Source organism: Bradyrhizobium sp. CCBAU 11361, assembly GCF_028128935.1.
GTDB classification, from domain to species: Bacteria; Pseudomonadota; Alphaproteobacteria; order Rhizobiales; family Xanthobacteraceae; genus Bradyrhizobium; species Bradyrhizobium niftali.
Map to the genome: position 1 here is coordinate 1 of NZ_LBJZ01000153.1, position 18,665 is coordinate 18,665.

General features: G+C 64.6%; 22 protein-coding genes and 1 pseudogene. 17 read left to right on the forward strand and 6 right to left on the reverse strand.

From position 1 onward, the window contains the following. Both XI08_RS13590 and XI08_RS13595 read left to right on the forward strand, forming a co-directional pair. Window positions 1-559: GyrI-like domain-containing protein (locus XI08_RS13590; protein WP_271574768.1), on the forward strand; the 559-nt coding region annotated here is incomplete at its 5' end. Between the two features lie 5 nt (window positions 560-564). Next, entirely contained in the window at window positions 565-1,266 is a 702-nt protein-coding gene (locus tag XI08_RS13595; protein ID WP_271574769.1) for an SIMPL domain-containing protein, read from the forward strand. Between the two features lie 209 nt (window positions 1,267-1,475). Here XI08_RS13595 and XI08_RS13600 read toward each other — a convergent pair whose 3' ends face one another. Next, on the reverse strand, window positions 1,476-2,540 hold the full coding sequence (locus tag XI08_RS13600; RefSeq protein ID WP_271574770.1) for an MBL fold metallo-hydrolase: 1,065 nt from the start codon (window positions 2,538-2,540) through the stop codon (window positions 1,476-1,478). 450 nt (window positions 2,541-2,990) lie between these two features. On the opposite strand from XI08_RS13600, the gene ffh reads away from it, so the two are divergent. The 7 genes from ffh (at window position 2,991) to XI08_RS13635 (ending at window position 8,923) form a co-directional block, all read left to right on the forward strand. Continuing rightward, window positions 2,991-4,538, forward strand: coding sequence for a signal recognition particle protein (gene ffh, locus XI08_RS13605; protein ID WP_271574771.1), 1,548 nt, complete (start codon window positions 2,991-2,993; stop codon window positions 4,536-4,538). Between the two features lie 85 nt (window positions 4,539-4,623). Further along, window positions 4,624-4,956 carry a 30S ribosomal protein S16 gene (gene rpsP, locus XI08_RS13610; protein WP_011083313.1) on the forward strand — a complete coding sequence of 111 codons (333 nt, stop codon included), beginning with the start codon at window positions 4,624-4,626 and terminating at the stop codon, window positions 4,954-4,956. Between the two features lie 9 nt (window positions 4,957-4,965). Next, window positions 4,966-5,520, forward strand: a complete 555-nt coding sequence (gene rimM / locus XI08_RS13615) for a ribosome maturation factor RimM (RefSeq protein ID WP_271574772.1) — start codon at window positions 4,966-4,968, stop codon at window positions 5,518-5,520. Window positions 5,521-5,628: 108 nt separating this feature from the next. Continuing rightward, window positions 5,629-6,396: a tRNA (guanosine(37)-N1)-methyltransferase TrmD gene (trmD, locus tag XI08_RS13620; RefSeq protein ID WP_271574773.1), complete on the forward strand. Its 768-nt coding sequence runs from the start codon at window positions 5,629-5,631 to the stop codon at window positions 6,394-6,396. 110 nt (window positions 6,397-6,506) lie between these two features. Further along, the gene (gene rplS, locus XI08_RS13625; protein WP_027573014.1) at window positions 6,507-6,887 is read left to right on the forward strand and encodes a 50S ribosomal protein L19; all 381 of its coding nucleotides are present in this window, start codon (window positions 6,507-6,509) and stop codon (window positions 6,885-6,887) included. Window positions 6,888-7,212: 325 nt separating this feature from the next. Beyond that, a complete protein-coding gene (leuC, locus tag XI08_RS13630) occupies window positions 7,213-8,619 on the forward strand; it encodes a 3-isopropylmalate dehydratase large subunit (protein WP_271569935.1) in 1,407 nt (468 codons plus the stop codon). A 94-nt stretch (window positions 8,620-8,713) separates the two neighbouring features. After that, window positions 8,714-8,923 (forward strand): hypothetical protein, encoded by a 210-nt coding sequence (locus XI08_RS13635; protein ID WP_027543929.1) that lies wholly within the window; start codon window positions 8,714-8,716, stop codon window positions 8,921-8,923. 149 nt (window positions 8,924-9,072) lie between these two features. On the opposite strand, the pseudogene XI08_RS13640 reads toward XI08_RS13635, so the two are convergent. Then, a pseudogene (locus XI08_RS13640) lies at window positions 9,073-9,607 on the reverse strand (hypothetical protein). 273 nt (window positions 9,608-9,880) lie between these two features. Here XI08_RS13640 and XI08_RS13645 point away from each other — a divergent pair. Together XI08_RS13645 and XI08_RS13655 are read left to right on the forward strand one after the other, a co-directional pair. Continuing rightward, complete coding sequence (locus tag XI08_RS13645) at window positions 9,881-10,207, forward strand: DUF1330 domain-containing protein (RefSeq protein ID WP_271574793.1); 327 nt, start codon at window positions 9,881-9,883, stop codon at window positions 10,205-10,207. 585 nt (window positions 10,208-10,792) lie between these two features. Next, window positions 10,793-11,002 carry a hypothetical protein gene (locus XI08_RS13655; protein ID WP_167771613.1) on the forward strand — a complete coding sequence of 70 codons (210 nt, stop codon included), beginning with the start codon at window positions 10,793-10,795 and terminating at the stop codon, window positions 11,000-11,002. 7 nt (window positions 11,003-11,009) lie between these two features. Here XI08_RS13655 and XI08_RS13660 read toward each other — a convergent pair whose 3' ends face one another. After that, the gene (locus XI08_RS13660; RefSeq protein ID WP_271574794.1) at window positions 11,010-11,306 is read right to left on the reverse strand and encodes a hypothetical protein; all 297 of its coding nucleotides are present in this window, start codon (window positions 11,304-11,306) and stop codon (window positions 11,010-11,012) included. A gap of 161 nt (window positions 11,307-11,467) precedes the next feature. On the opposite strand from XI08_RS13660, the gene XI08_RS13665 reads away from it, so the two are divergent. The 4 genes from XI08_RS13665 to XI08_RS13680 all read left to right on the forward strand — a co-directional run bounded on the left by XI08_RS13665 (window position 11,468) and on the right by XI08_RS13680 (window position 14,184). Next, window positions 11,468-11,878, forward strand: coding sequence for a metallopeptidase family protein (locus XI08_RS13665; protein ID WP_135179250.1), 411 nt, complete (start codon window positions 11,468-11,470; stop codon window positions 11,876-11,878). Window positions 11,879-11,959: 81 nt separating this feature from the next. Then, on the forward strand, window positions 11,960-12,565 hold the full coding sequence (gene leuD, locus XI08_RS13670) for a 3-isopropylmalate dehydratase small subunit (protein ID WP_027543922.1): 606 nt from the start codon (window positions 11,960-11,962) through the stop codon (window positions 12,563-12,565). Between the two features lie 137 nt (window positions 12,566-12,702). After that, on the forward strand, window positions 12,703-13,488 hold the full coding sequence (locus XI08_RS13675; protein ID WP_271574775.1) for a hypothetical protein: 786 nt from the start codon (window positions 12,703-12,705) through the stop codon (window positions 13,486-13,488). 276 nt (window positions 13,489-13,764) lie between these two features. Further along, entirely contained in the window at window positions 13,765-14,184 is a 420-nt protein-coding gene (locus XI08_RS13680) for a DUF6455 family protein (protein ID WP_271574776.1), read from the forward strand. Window positions 14,185-14,207: 23 nt separating this feature from the next. On the opposite strand, the gene XI08_RS13685 is transcribed toward XI08_RS13680, so the two are convergent. Further along, the gene (locus XI08_RS13685; RefSeq protein ID WP_027543919.1) at window positions 14,208-14,867 is read right to left on the reverse strand and encodes an HAD family hydrolase; all 660 of its coding nucleotides are present in this window, start codon (window positions 14,865-14,867) and stop codon (window positions 14,208-14,210) included. A 3-nt stretch (window positions 14,868-14,870) separates the two neighbouring features. After that, window positions 14,871-15,752 carry an HpcH/HpaI aldolase/citrate lyase family protein gene (locus tag XI08_RS13690; protein WP_271574777.1) on the reverse strand — a complete coding sequence of 294 codons (882 nt, stop codon included), beginning with the start codon at window positions 15,750-15,752 and terminating at the stop codon, window positions 14,871-14,873. Window positions 15,753-15,863: 111 nt separating this feature from the next. Here XI08_RS13690 and XI08_RS13695 point away from each other — a divergent pair, with 111 nt between their 5' ends. Then, window positions 15,864-16,508 (forward strand): carbonic anhydrase, encoded by a 645-nt coding sequence (locus XI08_RS13695; RefSeq protein WP_027543917.1) that lies wholly within the window; start codon window positions 15,864-15,866, stop codon window positions 16,506-16,508. Window positions 16,509-16,607: 99 nt separating this feature from the next. Here XI08_RS13695 and XI08_RS13700 read toward each other — a convergent pair whose 3' ends face one another. Then, window positions 16,608-17,642 carry an aspartate-semialdehyde dehydrogenase gene (locus tag XI08_RS13700; protein WP_027543916.1) on the reverse strand — a complete coding sequence of 345 codons (1,035 nt, stop codon included), beginning with the start codon at window positions 17,640-17,642 and terminating at the stop codon, window positions 16,608-16,610. A gap of 116 nt (window positions 17,643-17,758) precedes the next feature. Here XI08_RS13700 and XI08_RS13705 point away from each other — a divergent pair, with 116 nt between their 5' ends. Beyond that, on the forward strand, window positions 17,759-18,538 hold the full coding sequence (locus tag XI08_RS13705) for a hypothetical protein (RefSeq protein ID WP_271574778.1): 780 nt from the start codon (window positions 17,759-17,761) through the stop codon (window positions 18,536-18,538). The last annotated feature ends 127 nt before the right edge of the window (window positions 18,539-18,665 follow it).

Here is an 18,665-nt window from a genome sequence, read left to right on the forward strand (position 1 = left end):
CGCCCCAGCGGCATCGCCGGCGGCCAGCGCCTCACCCTCACCCAGCCCGGCCGCACCGCCGCCCGCCGCGGCCGCCACCCCCGCCCCGGTCCAGACCGCCGATCCCTTTGGCCTCGAGACCACGCTCGAGTCCAGGAAGGTCGTGATGGTCAAGGGCACTGCCAATTGGGACTCGGCCTTCGACACGCTGGTCGACGCCTTCAAGGCGCTGAACACGCTCCTGGACAAGCAGGGCATCAAGCACGCCGGCAATTCGATGATCGTCTACACCTCGACCGACGACACCGGCTTCACCTTCCTCGCCGAAATTCCGGTCGAGCAGGATCCCAAGAACCTGCCCAAGGACATGAGCGTCGGCAAATCGCCAGAGGGCAAGGCGCTGAAATTCGTCCATCGCGGCTCCTACGACAACATGGACAACACCTATGAGGCGATCACCAATCACCTCGACGACAAGAGACTGGAAGCCAAGGACACCTTTATCGAGGAGTACCTCACCGATCCCCTGAAGACGGCGGAGGACAAGCTCGTGATCAATGTTTTCGTGCCACTGAAGTGAGACCGATGAAAAAGCCTGCCCTACTCGCCGCCGTTTTCGCTGCCACGCTGCTGGCAACGCCCGTGCTCGCCGACGACTTTCCCTCCGCGATCTCGGTGAGCGGCGAGGCCACCGTTTCAGTGGCGCCCGATCTTGCGCAGATCGACGCGGGTGTCGCCAATGACGCCAAGACGGCGAAGGAAGCCTCCGACGCCAACAACGCCGCGATGGGCAAGGTGCTGCTGGCACTGAAGGGCGCCGGGATCGCCGAGAAGGATTACCAGACCTCGCGGCTGTCGCTGCAGCCGCAATACGGCCAGAACAAATCTACCGGCGCCTCGCCCGTGGTCGGCTTCCGCGCCTCCAATCGCGTCACCGTCAAGATTCGCGACGTGACGAAAGTGGCCGGCATCATCGACACGCTGGTCGGCGCCGGCGCCAACGACATCGGCAACATCTCGTTCGAGGTGACGCAGGCGTCAAAACTGCTCGACGAGGCCCGCGAGCAGGCGGTGGCGGATGCCCGCCGCAAGGCGGAAGTCTATGCCAAAGCCACCGGCGTCACGCTGGGCGCGCCGCTCAGCGTCTCCGAAGGCGGCGCGCCGGTGCCGTTGTTCAAGGCGCGAATGGCAACGGCCCCGATGGCCGCACCCGCCGCCGTCGCGCCCGGCGAGGAGACGCTGTCGGTGACGGTGAATGTGAGCTGGGCGATCAAGCAGGGGCAGTAGACGTAGCGCCGTAAGAGGCACACTGTTCACCACACCAACGGTGTCGTCCCGGCGAAGGCCGGGACCCATAACCACAGGGAGTGGTTTAGCGAAGACTCGCAGTTCGGTACTGCGACCGTCCACGCATGAAAAATCACGCGGTATGGGTCCCGGCCCCCCGTGCGCAATTGCGCACTAGGCCGGGACGACAGCTTGATGTTTGGCGAGACCTAAATCTCCACCACCTGCCCCGGCTTCATCGCGACGAACCGCTCCTGCGGAATCTTCGCAGTATCCAGCGCTTCCACCAGCGCCTTGGCCGGTGCGTCGATCGCTTCATCCGTGAGCTGGAACGTGCCGTGGTGATGCCCGAGCGCGTCCTGCGCGCCGCAATCGAGCAGCGCCTTCACCGCGTCTTCCGGATTCATGTGCTGGTCGCGCATGAACCAGCGCGGCTCGTAAGCGCCGATCGGGAGGATCGCCAGGCGTAACGGCCCGTGCTTCTCGGCGACGCGGCGGAAATGCCGGCCATCACCATAGCCGGAATCGCAGACGACGTAGATTTTCCCGGCCGGCGTCTCCAATACAAAACTCGCCCACAGCGCCTTGTTGCGATCGAACACGCCGCGCGCCGTCCAGTGCCGGGTCGGAACCAGATGCACGGCGATGCCGCCCCCGAGCTCGACGCGGTCGTGCCAGTCGAACGCCTCGGCCTTGATCGACGCGTCGGTGCTGCGCATCGTCACGTCGTTGCCGAGCGGCGTGACCACCCGCGGAGCAAAATTCTTGGCGAGTCGCGACAGCGTCGCGATGTCCAAGTGATCGTAATGACCGTGCGAGACCAGCACGACGTCGACCTTCGGCAGCTTGTCGAAGGCGATGCCGGGATCGTTGTGCCGCTTCGGCCCGGCCCAGGCGACCGGCGAGACCCGCGAGGACCAGACGGGATCGACCAGGATGTTGAGGCCGCCGGCCTGGATCAGCCAGCTGGCGTGCCCGACGAAGGAGAGCCGCACCTTGCCGCCGTCAACGCGCTCCGGCGGGGTATCGGCATGGGGGCTCGGCGCCCACTCCGGCCAGGTCGCCCGCTGCCGCTTGCCGCTGAACTGCCAGCGCAGCACCTCGCGAAGCGATTTCGGCGGCGCGCCGTCGGGATCGAAGAAGTGCAGGCCGTTGAAATGGTCGGAGGCGGGACCGTCATAGGTCTTCATGCGGGACATCCAGAGGGAGGGGACGCCGACCAGCGCACCGGCTCCGGCAAGCAGTCCGAAAATGCGGCGGCGGGTGACCGGCACGGGCGGACTTCTAGGGATGGCGCGGACAGTGAGGCATCTCCGCCTATATGGGCGGGGGCAGAGGAAAAGGAACCCACCGACGGAAAGGACGTGTTTTCAAGGCCTTGCCTTCCCAAACAGGCCCCGGCCCCCTAACTTTCCTTGACTTTTGGGCGGGAGCGGCGTTTAACCCCGCCACTTTCTCGGAAAGGCTTTCTTTTCGACCCGCCGACTGGCCCTGGAGGCCAGAGGTCAACGCCCGACAGCGCTGTGCGCCCTCGGGCGCAAAGGTGTTTGGAAGATCGCTTATCCAAGGAAGTGGTCATCGCCCGACTTGATCGGGCGATCCAGTATCCCAGAGGCCGCTCGGCTGAACCGAGGTGCCGCGGCGTACTGGATGCCCCGGTCAAGCCGGGGCATGACAGTGGTGAATGCGGCAACCCTGCGCGAGCAGGACAAGGGACAACGGCATTGTTCGACAATCTGTCGGAACGGCTTGGTGGCATTCTCGATCGTCTGACGGGGCGCGGTGCGCTGACCGAAAAGGACGTCGACGCCGCGATGCGCGAGGTGCGCCGCGCGCTGCTGGAGGCCGACGTCGCGTTAGAGGTGGTGCGCAGCTTCACCGAGCGCGTCCGCGAGCAGGCGATCGGCGCCACCGTCGTCAAGTCGGTCACCCCCGGCCAGATGGTGGTCAAGATCGTCCATGACGAGCTGATCAACACGCTCGGCGCCGAAAGCCAGACCATCGACGTCAATTCCGTGCCGCCGGTGCCGATCATGATGGTCGGCCTGCAAGGCTCCGGTAAAACCACCACCACCGCGAAGCTCGCCCGCCGCCTGGTCCAGCGCGACAAGCGCAAGGTGCTGATGGCTTCGCTCGACGTCTATCGCCCGGCGGCGATGGAGCAGCTGGCCGTGCTCGGCCGCGACCTCGACATTCCGACCTTGCCGATCGTGGCGGGCCAGCAGCCGCCGCAGATTGCGAAGCGCGCACTCGAAGCCGGCAAGCTCGGCGGCTACGACATCGTACTGCTCGACACCGCCGGCCGTACCACGCTCGACGAAGACATGATGGCGGAAGCGGCTGCGATCAAAGCCGCCGCCAATCCGCATGAAGTGCTGCTGGTCGCCGACAGCCTCACCGGCCAGGACGCGGTCAACCTTGCGCGCGCGTTCGATCAGCGCGTCGGCCTCACCGGCATCGTGCTGACCCGTGTGGACGGCGACGGCCGCGGCGGCGCGGCGCTGTCGATGCGCGCCGTCACCGGCAAGCCGATCAAGCTGATCGGCACCGGTGAAAAGACCGACGCGCTGGAGGACTTCCATCCCGATCGTATCGCCGGCCGCATCCTCGGCATGGGCGACGTGGTGTCGCTGGTCGAACGTGCCGCCGCCAACATCGACGCCGAAAAGGCCGCGCGCACCGCCGAGCGCATGCGCAAGGGTCAGTTCGACCTCAACGACATGCGCGAGCAGCTGTTGCAGATGGCGAACATGGGCGGCATCAGCGGGCTGATGGGCATGATGCCCGGCATCGCCAAGATGAAGAACCAGATCGCGGCCGCCGGCATCGACGACAAGATCCTGAAGCGCCAGGTCGCGGTGATCGATTCCATGACGCGCGACGAGCGCCGTCATCCCGACCTGCTCAAGGCCAGCCGCAAGAAGCGCATCGCCGCCGGCAGTGGCCAGAGCGTCGAGCAGGTCAACAAGCTGCTCAAGATGCACCGGAACATGGCCGACGTGATGAAGGCCATGGGCTCGGGCAAGCGCGGCCCGCTCGCCGGCATCGCCCAGGCGATGGGCTTTGGCGGCGGCATGAAGATGCCCTCGCCCGAAGAGATGAAGGCAATGCAGGAGAAGATGCAGAGCGGCGGCGGGCAGGGTCTGCCTAACCTGCCGAAGGATCTGCCGCCCGGTCTTCGCTCTGGCCTACCGAATTTGCCGGGGCTTACGGGCCTCAGCGGCAAGCCGACCCTTCCGGGGCTCGGCGGTTTTCCCGGCAAGAAGAAATGAGGAATTCGTCGCGGGGGACCGCACCGGTCCCGCGCAACGCGGAATACCAATCAACCGAACAAACTGTACTTTGAAGGAGAACTGAATGTCCGTCGTTATCCGCCTCGCCCGCGCAGGCACCAAGAAGCGTCCCGTCTATCACGTCGTCGTCGCCGACTCGCGCTTTCCGCGCGATGGCCGCTTCATCGAGCGTCTCGGCTACTTCAACCCGCTGCTGCCGAAGGACAACGAGGCGCGCCTCAAGCTCGACATGGAGAAGGTGAAGGCCTGGGTCGCCAAGGGCGCGCAGCCGTCGGACCGCGTGTCGCGTTTCCTCGACGCCGCCGGCGTCAAGAAGCGCGAAGCGCGCAACAACCCGCAGAAGGCCGTGCCGCGCAAGGAGCGCAAGGCGCAGGCCGAAGCCGCCGCGAAGGGCTAAGGCCAGGACATGTCGGCGCTGGTCTGCGTCGCGCGGATCGGCGCCGCGCATGGTGTGCGCGGTGCGGTCAAATTATGGACCTTCACCGAAGATCCTTTTGCCGTGAAGCGCTACGGCCCGCTGCTGTCCAAGGACGGCAAGCGCCAGTTCGAGGTCGCAACGGCGCGCGAGGCCAGGGATCATCTGGTCGCGACGTTCAAGGGCGTCACGACCCGCGATGAGGCCGAGCGCCTCAACGGCATCGAGCTCTACGTCGCGCGCGAAAAGCTGCCCGCGACCGACGAGGACGAATATTACCACACCGATCTGATCGGGCTTGCCGCTGTCACCACCGACGGCGAAGCGCTCGGCCGCGTGCTCGCGATCCATAATTTCGGCGCCGGCGACATCATCGAGATCGCGCCGCCGAAGGGCACGTCGCTGCTGCTGCCGTTCTCCAATGCGGTGGTGCCGGAGGTCGACATCGCCGGCGGCCGCGTCGTGATCGCGCTGCCGCAGGAGATCGCGGGCGAGGATCGCGACGCTCCCTCAGCGAGTCGTCCCGGCGAAGGCCGGGACCCATAACCACAAACCGTGGTTTTTGGCTAAGCTGGTAGCTCCAGCCATCGCAAAACTGAGCGCGGTGGCTATGGGTCCCGGCCTTCGCCGGGACGACGGATTTCTTAGGGCGCAATGACCAACCCCACACCCTGGCGCGCGACGGTGCTGACGCTGTTTCCGGAGATGTTTCCGGGACCGCTCGGCGTGAGCCTGGCCGGCCGGGCGCTGGCCTCCGGGCTCTGGCAGTTGGAAGCGCGGGACATTCGGGCCTCCGCCACCGACCGGCACCGCAGCGTGGACGACACTCCGGCCGGCGGCGGCCCGGGCATGGTGCTGCGGGCGGACGTTCTGGCGGCCGCCATCGACGCGTCGGAGATCGGCCAAGATTCTTCAAAAGAGCGGCCCCGCCTGCTGATGAGCCCGCGGGGTCGGCCATTGACCCAGGCCCGCGTCGTGGAGCTTGCTCAGGGCCCCGGCCCGCTGATCGTCTGTGGGCGGTTCGAGGGGATCGACCAGCGGGTGATCGACGGGCGGGGCCTGGAGGAGGTCTCGATCGGCGATTACGTGCTGTCCGGGGGCGAAATCGCGGCCCTGGCGCTGATTGACGCCTGCGTCCGGCTGCTGCCGGGGGTGATGGGCAAGGAGGCCTCGGGAACCGATGAAAGCTTCTCCGACGGCCTGCTCGAATACCCCCAATTTACCCGTCCGCAGCTGTTCGAGGGGGTCCCGATCCCCGAGATCCTGACCTCCGGCGACCACGCCAAGGTCGCGGCCTGGCGGCGGGCCGAATCCGAGGCCCTGACGGCGGCCCGGCGGCCCGATTTGTGGGCCCAAATCCCGGTCAAGGCCCCGAATCGGGCCGGTCGCCAAAAAACGCCAAAAAACAAGACAGACGGGTGACAAACGCTCCGGCTTGCCTTATAGCAGCGGCCAAATCCGCAATGGCTGGATAGACGAATTTCGCGCAGCCCCCGTTTGAAAAGGCTGGGCGCGCCGATGGAGATTTACCCATGAACCTGATCAAGCAGCTCGAACAAGAGCAATTCGACAAGCTGTCCGCCGGCAAGGACATTCCGGAATTCGGCCCCGGCGACACCGTGATCGTCAACGTGAAGGTCGTCGAAGGCGACCGCACCCGCGTGCAGGCCTATGAAGGCGTCTGCATCGGCCGTTCCGGCGGTGGCCTCAACGAGAGCTTCACCGTGCGCAAGATTTCGTACGGCGAGGGCGTCGAGCGCGTGTTCCCGGTGATGTCGCCGATGATCGACTCGATCAAGGTGGTGCGCCGCGGCAAGGTGCGTCGCGCCAAGCTGTATTACCTCCGCAACCTTCGCGGCAAGTCGGCCCGCATCGTCGAGAAGCAGGACCGCGCGGCGGCCGTCGGCGAGTAAGCTTTCGCCCACCAGGCAAGTTCTAGAAAGCGCGGGGCTCGGCTCCGCGCTTTTTTGTTGCGTCAGCCGTGCGCGTCAAAGCCCTCGCGCTTCCAAATCTCCCTGCTATATATTCTTGGAATGTTTCCAGATCTGACCAGCCTTGCCCCCGTCAAGCGCATCGTCATCGACGATCGCTCGCGGCTGCCTGGCCGGTTCTTCGGACGCTTCGCGACCTCGGCAACGTCAGAGCTTACGCGCGCAGCCTAAAAGCTGCGCTGACGATTTTGTTGCCCCGCGCGCCACCCGCGCTCTTCGCTGACACACATTCCCGGAGCTCAAGCTCATGTCCAAGCCGACCACATTGTACGACAAGATCTGGAACGACCACCTGGTGCACGAAGCCGACGACGGCACCTGCCTGCTCTATATCGACCGCCATCTGGTGCACGAGGTGACCTCGCCGCAGGCGTTCGAAGGCCTGCGCGCGACCGGGCGCAAGGTTCATGCGCCGGAAAAGACGCTCGCGGTCGTCGACCACAACGTGCCGACCACCGACCGCTCCAAGCCGAATCCGGATCCGGAGAGCATCGAGCAGATCAAGGCGCTGGCCGAGAACGCCAAGGAATTCGGCATCGAATATTACAACGAGTTCGACAAGCGCCAGGGCATCGTCCACGTCATCGGCCCCGAGCAGGGCTTCACCCTGCCCGGCACCACCATCGTCTGCGGTGACAGCCACACCTCGACGCATGGCGCGTTCGGCGCGCTCGCGCACGGCATCGGCACCTCCGAGGTCGAGCACGTGCTGGCGACGCAGACGCTGATCCAGAAGAAGGCCAAGAACATGCGCGTCACCGTCGACGGCAAATTGCCTGACGGCGTGACCGGCAAGGACATCATCCTCGCCATCATCGGCGAGATCGGCACCGCGGGCGGCACCGGCTACGTGCTGGAATACGCCGGCGACGCGATCCGCGCGCTCAGCATGGAAGGCCGCATGACGGTCTGCAACATGTCGATCGAAGGCGGCGCCCGCGCCGGCCTGGTCGCGCCCGATCAGAAGGCCTACGACTTCCTGCGTGACCGCCCCAAGGCGCCGAAGGGCGCGGCCTGGGACGCGGCGATGCGCTACTGGGAGAAACTGCGCTCCGACGAAGGCGCGCATTTCGACCACGAGCTGCGCCTCGACGCTGCAAAGCTGCCGCCGATCGTGACCTGGGGCACGAGCCCGGAAGACGTCATCTCGGTGACCGGCATCGTGCCCGATCCCGACAAGATCGCGGACGAGGCCAAGCGTCTCTCCAAGCACCGCGCCTTGAAGTACATGGGCCTGACCGCGGGGACGAAGATCACCGACATCAAGCTCGATCGCGTCTTCATCGGCTCCTGCACCAACGGCCGCATCGAAGATCTGCGCGCCGCGGCCAAGATCGCGGAAGGCAAGCAGGTCTCCGCCAGCGTCAACGCCATGGTGGTGCCGGGCTCGGGCATCGTGAAGGAGCAGGCCGAGGCTGAGGGTCTGGACAAGATCTTCATCAAGGCCGGCTTCGAATGGCGCGAGCCGGGCTGCTCGATGTGCCTTGCCATGAACCCGGACAAGCTCAAGCCGGAAGAGCGCTGCGCCTCGACCTCGAACCGCAATTTCGAGGGCCGCCAGGGCTTCAAGGGCCGCACGCATCTGGTGTCGCCGGCGATGGCGGCCGCCGCGGCGATCGCCGGTCACTTCGTCGACGTCAGGGAGTGGCGCTAAGCTGCTCCCCGCAATTTGAGCTAACGCGGCAAGCGGCTGTTAAGCGGCAGCGCCGACATTGTGTCCTCGCGACGGCTTCGCGAGGACACGCCTCATGGCCAACAAGCCTGAATATGTCGATCTGATCAGCGAGGCGACGCGCCAGCACCGGCGGCGCGCGACACCGCTGCGCATCGTCGCCAAGCCCGAGGTCGAGGAGACCTCAAAGCTCAGCCGCTGGCCGCCGGCGATGTTCAGGCAGTGGAAGATCGAGAACCTGATGCGGTGGAAGGCTTCGTCGTGGAAGCTGAAGGATTGGCTGTGAATCAGACAGCGCCACTATCCGCAGTCATTCCGGGGCGCCCATAGGGCGAACCCGGAATCTCGAGATTCTCAGGTGCGCAAGTGCGCACCATAGTTCGATGCTTCGCATCGCCCTGGAATGACGATGTCGATTTCAGCTAGCAACTCACGTCACCAATAACGGTACGGATAGTGCCAGCGATGCCAGCGACAGATGCGGCGCGGGCCGTAATAGGTCCAGATGATCCGGCAGCGGCGCGGATAGTGGTAGTAGGGATAGTAGCCGCCGTAATAATAGCGCCGGTGGAAGTGGCGATAGCCGTAATGAGGGCGATAGATTCCGTAGCGATGAAATCCGCCGCCGCCGTAGTGGCGAACTCCTCCGTAGCGAATGCCGCCGCCGTGAAAGGCCGGCGCGGCGCGGAAGCCGCCACCATGGAAGCCGCCGAAATGTCCCCCGCCACCACGGAAGCCGCCGCCGTGAAAACCTCCGCCATGTCCGCCACCGCCATGTCCGCCGCCGCCGTGGCGAACCTGCGTGACGAGGTCGTCGCTAGCGGCCGTCGCCGCCGGCAACGCCGTGGGATTGATCGGCGTCATCGCCTCGGCGCGGCGCGCAGTCCCGGCCGACAGCATCAGCTGTGGCAACGGCCGCAAGGCCGAGCAAGCGGATCGGGCTTGTCCCAACACCCAAAATCCTCAGCATGGAATTCTCCCTCAACCCGGACGGCGGCATTGCGGCGCAATGTCTCGCGCCACCGCTGTTCATTCGGCTGTTCACTTGCGGTTGCTCCCAAGATTAAATTAGGGACAGCGACGTGAACCCCTCATGAATGAACGTCGCTCCGAGCGATGCGCTTCGTAGCCCGGATGGAGCGTTGCGCAATCCGGGAAAAGTCTTGCGCTCCGCGCCAATCCCGGATTTCGCTGCGCTCCATCCAGGCTACAAGATTGCGATCCTTACGAAGGAATCTTGGCGATGACTGTCTACGCAATCGCGCAATTGAAGATGACGGACCGCGCGGCGTATGACCGCTACCAGGTGCGATTCTTCGATGTGTTCAAGAAATTCAACGGACGACTGCTAGCGGCCGACGAACAGCCCCGCGTGCTCGAAGGCGCGTGGCCGCATGACAAACTTGTCATGATGTCGTTTCCCGACGAGGCCGCGTTCCTCGCCTTCTCGAACTCGCCCGACTATGTCGAGATCTCGCAAGACCGAAAGGCAGGCGCACAAGCGACAGTGCTGCTGGTCAAAGATTTGCGCCCGCCGGCTAGAGCAGCAACTCACCAGAACGGTCCATAGCCGAATACGAAAGGCGCGGGCACACCGTAGGGATAGGGACGGTAGTAGACGGGCCGCGCGTAGTAGCGCGGATCACGGGGCGCAGAGTACCGCGCAATGTCGTAGTGTCGCGCGTGTCGCCGCGCATCAAAAACTGCGATCCCCGCCGAGGCATCCGGCTTCGCCGTCCTCTGCGTCGCGGAAGCGCGAGGCATAACGGCGGCGAGCCCAACGAGAACGGCCAATGCAATCCATCGCGTCATGACGACCTCCGCGCCTTGAGCATGCGGGCTTGACAAGGCCGTCTGCAAGTTAAAACAGGTCAGGAATCCGGGCCTGTTCCTGACTATCGAGCGTCCCGTCACCAACGGCGGTGATGACGATGCCCGCGCCAATGATGACGGCGCCAATGGTGTTACGACACAAGGATGAGGGCCGAGCTCTGGAGCCTTGAGCCTGAATAGGCTATGGATGAACGCGCCCCGGACGCGAATGCAGAGGGCACGCGACAAGTTCCTAAAGTCTCGGCGCAACATTTCAGGCGCCACCAAAACCGGCCGTCAGCGACGAACGTATCTTCTGGTCGAGCGAATGCAGGAGATGGTCATGCCGAATTCCAGCGGATTGCGGATATCTCGCCTCGCGATCGCAGCGAGCCTTGCGCTTGGCGCGAGCTCGGCGATTGCCGCGCAGGGACCGGGCGTCGAGGCCGGCGCGGCAAGCCCGCTGACTCAGCTCGTCATGACGATCCTGGTCTATGGCGCGTCTGCAGCGGTCGTCGGCGCCGGCCTGATCGGCGCGCTCCGCGGGAATTGAGGGGACGTCAGCCCCGGCGCCAGTAGCAGCTCATATGCGGCACGATCACCGTGCCGCTGGGCCGGTATTCCTGCACATAGGTGGCGTTGCACTCGCGGACCGCATCGGGACCGGGATTGTAGCGCGGATAGACGCCGTCCGGGCTGTAATACGGCGTGACGCGCAGGCGCGTCTGGGGCCGCCTGCGCGGCGGCGGGGCGTCGGGCGAGACCGCCTGGGCCAGCCGGATGTCAGGGCCGGCCGTCTGGGCCTGGGCCTGGGCCTGGGTTGGGGCGCCGACAAAAAAAGTCGAAAACAACCCCATGCACAGTAGAACCGGTACTGCTGTTCCCGCCCGCATCACACCACCACCGACCTGAGCCATCCCCTTGATGCGTCGTACGCTCCTCGTTTTCACGCGCGACGTCAACGCTCGATCTTATAAAGCGGGATGCAACGCCGCAAAACCCACGCTAAGAGAAGTCCATGTGGACGGAATTGAAGGCCCCCTCGCTGGCCGAGATGGAAGCGGTGGCCCACGAATTGTTCGAGCGCCTGCCGGCGGAATTTCGCGGGCTGTGCGAGGGCGTGATCATCCGCGTCGACGACTTCCCGACCGAGGAGGTCCTGGACGAGATGGACTGCGAGAGCGAGTTCGACCTGCTCGGCCTGTTCCAGGGCGTCGGCCTGCCCCAGCAGAGCTTTGGCGACGTGGCGCGGCTGCCCAACATGGTCTGGCTCTACCGCCGGCCAATCCTGGATTACTGGGCCGAGCACGACGAGACCCTCGGCCATATCGTCCGCCACGTCCTGATCCACGAGATCGGCCACCATTTCGGCCTTTCGGACGACGATATGGCGGCAATTGAGGCCCAGGAGACGGGTCAAGCAGACTAGATCTGCCGAATTCGGCCTAGGATTCGGCCCCCGATCGCGATAAATACCTGTTCCCCCTGAACCACCCGGGAAAGCGCAACCATGGACAAGTTCACCACGCTGGAAGGCGTCGCGGCGCCGCTGAAGATCATCAATGTCGACACCGACATGATCATTCCGAAGCAGTACCTCAAGACCATCAAGCGCACCGGCCTTGGCAAGGGGCTCTTCTCCGAGCAGCGCTACAAGGACGACGGCAGCGAGAATCCTGATTTCGTCCTCAACCAGCCGGCCTATCGCAATACGAAGGTGCTGGTCGCCGGTGACAATTTCGGGTGCGGCTCGAGCCGTGAGCACGCGCCTTGGGCGCTGCTCGACTTCGGCATCCGCTGCGTGATCTCGACCTCGTTCGGCGACATCTTCTACAACAACTGCTTCAAGAACGGCATTCTGCCGATCCGCGTTGCCCAAGAAGACCTCGACAAGTTGTTCGACGACGCCGAGCGCGGCGCCAACGCGACGCTGACGATCGACCTGCCGAACCAGGAGATCCGCGGCCCCGACGGTGGCAAGGTCAAGTTCGAGATCGACCCGTTCCGCAAGCACTGCCTGATCAACGGCCTCGACGACATCGGCTTGACGATGGAGAAGAAGGCCTCGATCGACACCTATGAGGACAAGCTCAAGCGCGAACGCGCCTGGGCCTGAGCTCGATATCCCGTTCGAGCCCCGGCGCTGACAGCGCCGGGGCTTTTTCTTTGCTCTGATTATCACCTGTTGTTTGAGCATGATCTTTTCGGAAAACCGCTGCACACTTTTCCGGATCATGCTCTAAGCTTCCGGCCATGCTGCCCGACATCGTCACCTTCTGGCACGGCCCGATGGACGCCCTGCGCCAGACCTGCCTGCGCTCGCAGTTAGCTGCCGGCCACAAGGTCACGGTCTACAGCTTTGACACCATTCCCGGCCTGCCTGCGGGCGTCGGCAATGCGGATGCCGAAGCGATCCTGCCGCATGCGTTCTCCGAACGATTGCGGCCGCCGCAGCCCGACGGAAGCTGGCGCGACTGGACCACGCTTCAGTTCAGCGACTTCTTCCGCATGAAGCTGATGGCGAAGGGCCTCGGCCTCTGGCTCGATGCCGATGTGCTGCTCTTGAAGCCCGTCGAGATCGATCCGGCAAAGCCCTACTTCGCCTGGGAGCGGCCGCGCCAGCTCGGCAATTCCGTGATCTACCTGCCGCCGGGGCACGGCATCGTTGCCGCCTTCGAAGAGCTGATGGAGCAGGAGGAGCTGACGCCGAACTGGCTGTCAGTGCGCCATCGCATCACCTTCATGATGCGCCGCCTGCGCGGCGGCTCGAACCGCCTCTCGGACATCCGTGTCGCGATCTTCGGACCTGCGGCGCTGACTGCACTGGCGCGCCGCACCGGCGAGCTGAGCCGCGCACTGCCGAAGCAGTCGTTCTACGCCGTGCACGCCGAGCCAAAACTTTTCTTCGACCCATCGAGCTATCTCGGTCTCGTCACCGACCCCGACATCATCGGCCTGCACATCTCGCCCAAGGGCCGCGGTGGCGAGAAGCCGATCCCGGGCAGCCTTTATGCCTGGGCGACGGAGCGGTTCAGCTGATTCCCAATCCTCCGCTGTCGTCCCGGCGAAAGCCGGGACCCATAACCACAGGCAGGAGTTTGGCGAAGACTCTCAGTTGTGTTTCGATGGCAACGGGCACCGCGCGCCATCGATAAACCTCGCGGTATGGGTCCCGGCTTTCGCCGGGACGACGGCGGTGGTCATTCACGCTGCAGCGCGTCCGGGACACGCGAGCTGAATTTGATCCAGCGCAACGCGCTCCTGCACCATTGTGCCTAATCTCGCTCCAATTCCACGACCCAAACGGAGCCTCGCATGAGCACCGCAAGCAGGCCTTATCCCATCGTCCAGGACCTCATCGACTCCTTTGCCAGCTGGCTGAAGCATCGCCGCGAGATGAACGAGATGCGGCAGCTCGATCGCCCCGATTTCGACCGGATCGCGAGCGATCTCAGGATCGCGCCCGACGATCTCGAAGAGCTGGTCCGTCATGGCAAGCACGCCGCCGATGAACTGCCGAAGATGCTGGAGCAGCTCGGCATCAACGCCGAAGGGCTCGGCCGCGCACAGCCGCTGCTGCTGCGCGACATGGAGCGGGTCTGCTCGCTCTGCGATCACAAGGGACAGTGCGACCGCGATCTCGCCGACGGCACCGCTGCGGAGAACTATCACGGTTATTGCGGCAATGCCGCGACGCTGGAGTCGCTCGATCGCGCCGATCTCGCACCGCGTTGACGCGTCGCGGATTGCGACGGGAACTATCCGTTCAACATCGATAGAGCCGTGCGCGCGAGATCGGCTGGCCGCTCCACCAATTGGTCCGCGCCGGCCGCCTCCAGCTCATCCCGGCTGCCATATCCCCAGAGCACGCCAAGCCCGCGCATCGTGACCGCATGAGCGCCGACGATGTCGTGGCGGCGATCGCCGATCATGAGGCTGTGCGAGGCAGCGATGCCGTATTCAGACAGGATATGGGCGAGTAACTCAGGCTTATGATCGAGCGTGCCGCCCGGCACCGAGCCGTGGATGCCGTCGAAATACACCGCCAAATTCAGGTTCTCCAGGATCCGTCGCGCGAAGACTTCGCGCTTCGATGTCGCAAGGTAGATCCTCAATCCGGCTTGCCTCCATTCCTGGAGCGCTCCGCCGATTCCAGGATAGGGCTCGCTTCCGAGCAAGCCGCTTTCACCGTAGTGCTGACGGTAGGCGACGACGGCTTCATCGATCCGGTCGTCGCCATATGCCTGTAGCAGCGTCCGCAAGCTGTCTTCGAGTGGTGGACCGATCGCTATGTCAGGTGCCTTGCCTGGATCGTGCCCGAGGACACGCAATGCGGCTGTGCAGCTTGCGACAATGCCCGGCCGCGAATCGATCAGCGTTCCGTCGAGATCCAGAAGGACGGATCGGGTCGGGGACACACCTCAGCCCTTGCTCATCGCGGCGATCGCGTCCGCGATCTCGATCGTTCGGCGCGCCATGTCGGCGTGCAGGCGTTCCACCATCGCGCCATCCAGACGGATCGCGCCGCGCGAGACGTTCTCGGGCAATTCGAACGCCGCGATGATTTTTCGCGCGCGCGCGACTTCCTCTTCCGGCGGCGTGAAGATCGCGTTGCAGGCTTCGATCTGCGAGGGATGGATCAGCGTCTTGCCGTCGAAGCCGAGGTCGCGGCCCTGCGCGCATTCGGTGGCAAACCCGTCGGAATTGTTGATGTCGCTGTAGGGGCCGTCGAGGATTTCGAGGCCGTGGGCGCGCGTCGCCAGGATGCAGTGGGTGATCATCGGGATCATCGCGGCGCGGCCGGGCAGCATCCGGATTCGCGTCTCGCGCGAGATGTCGTTCGGCCCGAACACGAAACCGGAGAGGCGCCTCGATGGATCGCGCCCGGCGGCGGCCAGCTCCTCGGCATGAAGCACGGCGCGCGCGGTCTCGATCATGGCCCAGACTTTTACGGTCGGCGCCGCGCCGAGCTCGGCAAGGCGGCGGCCGATCGTGTCGAGATCTTCGACGCTTGAAACTTTTGGAACCAGAATGCCGTCAGGCGATGCCTTGGCCGCCATCGCGACGTCATCCGCCCACCAGGACGTGTCGAGACCGTTGGTCCGGATCAGGACCTCGCGCTTGCCGAACCCCTTGGCCGCGATCGCGGCGGCGATTCCGTCGCGCGCAACCGCCTTGGCGTCGGGGGCGACGGAATCCTCGAGATCGAGGATCAGTCCGTCGGCGGCCAGATTCTGCGCCTTTTCCAGCGCGCGGGGGTTGGAGCCGGGCATGAACAGATGGCTGCGGCGCGGGCGGGTCATGCGAATGGTCCTTCCGTTTTCCTCGTAGCTCTTCTGACCTGAGCCGATAGCACCTGGCATGCCTATTCGAAAGGCTTGTTCGCCCCTGCGGTCTATGATTAGGCATAGGCCATGATCACATTCCCAGAGCATTTGCTGGAAGGCTACAGGGCCTTCGCCACCCAGCGGCTGCCGACCGAGCAGACCCGCTATCGCGAGCTGTCGGTGAAGGGGCAGTCGCCGGAAGTGATGGTGATCGGCTGCTGCGACAGCCGCGTCTCACCCGAAGTGATCTTCGACGTCGGCCCGGGCGAATTGTTCGTCGTCCGCAACATCGCAAATCTGGTGCCGGTGTATCAGCCCGACGGCAACGCGCATGGCGTCTCGGCGGCACTGGAATATGCGGTGAAGGTGCTGAAGGTGAAGCACATCGTGGTGCTCGGGCACGCGCAATGCGGCGGCATCCGCGCCTTCGTCGACAAGATCGAGCCGCTCACCCCAGGCGACTTCATCGGCAAATGGATGCAGATGTTCATCAAGCCGGGCGAGGTGGTCGAGCAGCGCGACCGCGAGACCATGGCGCAATTCGTCGAGCGCATCGAGAAGGCCGCGGTGTTCCGGAGCCTGGAAAACCTGATGACCTTCCCGTTCGTGCAGAAGGCGGTCGATGCCGGCCAGATGCAGACCCACGGCGCCTATTTCGGCGTCGCGGAGGGGTCGCTGTTCGTGCTGGACAAGGTCGCGAAGGAATTCCGGAACGCGCGCGGCGAGGCTTGAGCGGTATCGTATACTGCCGCATCAAACTAGATCGTCGTCCCGGACAAGCGCAGCGAAGCGGAGCGCAGATCCGGGACGACGAGAGGCGTGGGCGAAGGCTTACGCCGCCTTCTTCTTCGCGCTGATCAGCTTGCGGTTGATCAGCACTTCCGCGATCTGGATCGCGTTGAGGGCTGCGCCCTTGCGAAGGTTGTCGGACACGCACCACAGCACGAGGCCGTTCTCCACCGTGGCGTCCTCGCGGATGCGGCTGATATAGGTGGCGTCCTCGCCGGCCGCTTCATAAGGCGTGGCGTAGCCGCCGGGCTCATGCTTGTCGATGACGAGACAGCCGGGCGCCGTGCGCAGGATGTTGCGCGCTTCATCAGCGCTGATCGGATTCTCGAACTCGATGTTGACGGCCTCGGAGTGGCCGACGAAGACAGGCACGCGCACGCAGGTCGCGGAGAGCTTGATCTTGGGATCAAGAATCTTCTTGGTCTCCATCATCATCTTCCACTCTTCCTTGGTGTAGCCGTCCTCCATGAAGACGTCGATCTGGGGGATGATGTTGAAGGCGATGCGCGCGGGAAACTTCTTATTGACGATCTCGCTGTTGGTGTAGACGGCCTTGGTCTGCGAGAACAATTCGTCCATCGCGTCCTTGCCGGCGCCCGACACGGATTGATAGGTCGAGACCACGACGCGCTTGATGGTCGCCTTGTCGTGCAGCGGCTTCAGCGCGACCACGAGCTGCGCGGTCGAGCAGTTCGGGTTGGCGATGATGTTCTTCGTCTTGAAGCCCGCGGTCGCATCCGCGTTCACCTCGGGCACGATCAGCGGCACGTCCGGGTCCATGCGCCAGGCCGAGGAATTGTCGATCACGACCGTGCCGGCGGCGCCTATCTTCGGCGACCATTCCTTCGACACCGAGCCGCCCGCCGACATCAGGCAGATATCGACGTCGGAGAAGTCGTAATGCTCGAGCGCTTTGACCTTCAGGGTGCGGTCGCCATAGGAGACCTCGACGCCGACGCTGCGGCGTGACGCGAGGGCCACGACCTCGTCCGCGGGGAATTTGCGCTCATCGAGGATGTTGAGCATTTCCCGTCCGACATTGCCGGTCGCGCCGACGACTGCGACTTTGTAACCCATCGTTCACTCTCCGATGAAAAAGCCCGTTCCTGAAGCTGACGCTTAAACAGGAAGAGCAGCGCTTCTATGCGAGAACCGGCCTCAAGACAACGTTGGACCATGCCCGAAGGCCATGGATGCACTCGCCTGAGGCCAGCACGGCCGCAACTCCCACCCAGATCCATCTGGCGCTCGCCAATTTCGCCGACGAGGTCGTCGGCACGCTGGCGCGCCTGTTCGCCTATGTGGGGACGCTGGTGCTGTTTGCCATCCTTGGTCTTGCGGCATTAGCTCAGCTCCCGAGCCTGCGCGACGATGAGCCCGCGGAGGAATCAGGCTGGAGCATCGCCGACCGCTCGCACCCGGCCTTCGCCCTCGGTCGGCTCGATTCATCAGAGAAAACAGCATCTTATACCATCCTCCGGCATCCCGAAGGTGGCCGCCGGGACGTGATGCGCTGGACGGGCGAGGCGGACAAGCCGGTGGCCGAGCTCGAGATTTACCGGGAGGGCGGCGAATTCGACGTGGCTCGCCCGGCGACCGCAGACCTCGCCGTTCAGATGGGCCTCGACGCGGTCGTCCCGCTCGAGCAGGCCGGCCTGATCGACACGAAATTCGGCCCGGTCGCTTTGTTCCGGCCGGCCGGCACGGCACAGGCATGCCTTGGCTATCTCAAGCGCAGCGAGGAGCCGGCGCTCCAGATCTCCGGCTTCTCCTGCCAGGGCGATACGCTGCCCGCCCGGCGCGCGGCCATCGCCTGCACGCTGAACCGGCTGACGCTGCTCACCTCGGGCAACGAGCCGAAGCTGGCGGAATTCTTCGCCCGTGCCGAGCTCAAGCGCAGGGGTTGCGACCCCCAGGGCGCGCCGGACTGGCTGCTGGGCGCCGCGAACGCGCAATTGCGCGGAGCGCTTTGACCGGCATCAAGCTCAAGTGGCTGGTATTCATGCAACTTTTGCCGGCGCGCACGATTATTCCGCTCTGGTGTGACCCAATAGACCTAGTTGCGGCCACCCCGACCGGGCTAGTATGGGTCGAAATCGA